This window comes from Protofrankia sp. Cj3 (assembly GCF_917627355.1).
In the GTDB taxonomy this organism is placed as follows: Bacteria; Actinomycetota; Actinomycetes; order Frankiales; family Frankiaceae; genus Protofrankia.
In genome coordinates this window covers 86,237-88,810 of the sequence record NZ_CAKJTR010000001.1, presented here as the reverse complement: position 1 = coordinate 88,810, position 2,574 = coordinate 86,237, and the positions used below count along the sequence as shown (strand labels likewise).

At 67.2% G+C, this 2,574-nt stretch carries 2 protein-coding genes; one reads left to right on the top strand and one right to left on the bottom strand.

Features of this window, described 5'->3' with window-relative positions; translation table 11 throughout:
• The first annotated feature begins 8 nt into the window (after positions 1-8).
• Positions 9-1,481: an ATP-binding protein gene (locus MJ783_RS00435; RefSeq protein WP_239307883.1), complete on the top strand. Its 1,473-nt coding sequence runs from the start codon at positions 9-11 to the stop codon at positions 1,479-1,481.
• Positions 1,482-1,722: 241 nt separating this feature from the next.
• Here the strand turns inward: MJ783_RS00435 and MJ783_RS00430 are convergent.
• The coding region (locus tag MJ783_RS00430; RefSeq protein WP_305039468.1) for an ATP-binding protein at positions 1,723-2,574 on the bottom strand (852 nt) is incomplete at its 5' end.

Genomic DNA, 2,574 nt, shown 5'->3' with positions numbered 1-2,574 from the left:
GAACTACAGTGGACTGTAGTTCCGGGGCGAGGAGTGAGATGGCCAGTGCGGGGTTTGTCGGGCGGGCGGCCGAGCTTGCGCGGCTCGACGCGCTGCTCAGGCGGGTGGGGGACGCGCGGCGTGACCTACCGGGCGTGGCGGTGCTGCTGCGTGGCCGGCGTCGGGTCGGCAAGTCGCGGCTCGTCGAGGTGTTCTGCGAGCGGGCCGGCCTGCCGCTCGTGTTCTTCCAGGCGAGCCAGGGCGCCGATCCCGCGGCTGAGCGGGCGGCGTTCGCCGCGGCCGTACTTGAGTCCGACATCCCGGGCCGGGAACTGTTCGAGGGAGGTACGGTCCTGCCGACATGGGCGGCGCTGTTCCGCCAACTTGCGGCGGCGCTGCCCGCCGACGCCCCGAGCATCGTGGTCATCGACGAGCTGCCCTGGCTGATCGAAACCGACCCGGCGTTGGAAGGAACCCTGCAGACGGCGTGGGACTCGCTGCTCTCGCGGAAACCGGTCCTGCTCGTCCTGATCGGCTCCGACCTGGCGATGATGGAGCGGCTTGACGACTACCGGCGACCGTTCCACCAGCGCGGCACAGTCATGGTGCTGCCTCCGCTGAACCCCGCCGAGGTCGGCGCCATGATTGGCCTGCCGGCCGCCGAGGCCATCGACGCATACCTGATCACCGGCGGCCTGCCGCTGATCTGCCAGGAATGGGGCAGCGGCCAGTCGATCGAGAGCTTCCTCGCCGCATCCCTCGCCGATCCGACGTCGGCGCTGCTCGTCTCGGGGGAACGCTCGCTTGCCGCCGAGTTCCCCGGTTATGTCCAGGCCCGGAGCGTACTGGCCTCGATCGGACATGGCGAACGCACGTGGAGCGGCGTCCGGGCGGCGTCCGCAAGCGCGGAGCCGATGGCGGCGAGTTCGCTGACGAACGCGCTGCGTCTGCTGGAAGCCAAGCGGGTGGTCGCCGTCGACACCCCGCTCTCCACCAAGCTGGCCGAGAAGGAGCGTCGTTACCGGGTAGCCGACCCCTATCTTCGGTTTTATCTCGCCTACCTTGCCGCCGGCCTGCCGCTGGTCGAACGCGGACGAGGTGATCTGCTGCTACGGCGGGTGCATCGTTCCTGGACCACGTGGCGTGGCCGGGCCGTCGAGCCGGTGGTGCGGGAGGCATTGCTGCGCATTGCCCCCGAGCTCGGCTGGCCCGAGGTGGAAGCCGTCGGCGGATGGTGGAACCGGCAGAACAACCCCGAGATTGACCTGGTCGGGGCCGACCGTACGGGCGCCGCCAACCGGATAATCTTCGCGGGTAGCATCAAATGGCAGACAGCGAAGCCTTTCGACCAACGCGACCATGCCGCTCTGATACGAGACGTCGCGGCGGTGCCGGGCGTCGACCCGGATACGAAGCTGCTCGCCGTCAGCCGGACCGGCGTTGCCGCCGATCTGCCATTGCGGTCGGTCGGCCCGGACGAGATCATGACTGCCTGGCGATGACATGCTGGCAGGCGGTGCGGTGGGCCGCGAGCTGTTGTCGGAGATGACCGCGGACGCGGTGGCGATGGGTATGTACGCGTCACCGGCGCCTACCGACACCGGTGACGCGGCCTGATCGTGCCGGCCCAGGTGTGGGACGTTGACTACCAGTTGCTCTCACAGACCGTGACAGGCGGTGGCCGGGAACGGGTTGGAAGGCCAGGCTGCTGCAATGCCGTGACTACAGCCACAGCCCGAATGGTTATGTCACCGAGGTCGACGACATGCTCGTCGGTCTATGCCGTGCGACCCCCAAGAGATCTTTGGCTGCCTCAGTGAGGACCCAGCGGGCGGCTCGGCCCGTGCCTCCAGGTTCCACCAGTTCCAGGCGCCGGAGCCGCTGGAGCTCCTCGCGTATTGTCCGGTCGGACATTCCCGGGTTGACGTTCGTTGCTGCAATAAGATCACGTAGGGGAAGGGATGTGCCGGCAGCCAGAAGTTCCTGTAGTACGGCCATGCCCTCTCGGGAGACGCCGCGATCCCGAAGATGCGCCGGCACGGCGCCACGGCGGTGGAACGTCACCAGCACACTCGTTCCCGTATCGATGATCGTCGGTGGGAGGATCCTGGTCGCCTCCACTATTCTGATCATACGTTGGATGCCGCTGCCAAGGCTGTCGACGACGCCGCGGCGGTAGAGGGCGCCAGCGATCAGTGGATTCCACGGCTGGGACTCGTGCGGTCGCAGGAGGTCGTCGACGGACAGGCCGAAATGCAGGCCGCCGATACTCGCGACCTCGACTCGGTCGTCGTAGATGAAAACACTGATCGACCCGGCAGCGGTGCTGTACTCGCGGTGCGAAATGGCGTTGGCCAGTGCCTCCCGCAACGCCAGCACTGGGATCTCTGGCTGGTCATGGCGGATCATGCTGGTAGGGTCCAAGCGTGTCGCGACCGGCAGGTGGGTCCGGCAGAATTCCTCGGCTTGGCGCAACAGCGTGAAGGCATTGCCGTGTAGTTGGCGTTCGTCGGCGATGGATTCGCCACGAATGGTCCCGTGGAAACGGGCGAGTTTGACCAGGCACTGGGGATAGTCGGGGAGTAGTCGTTCGCT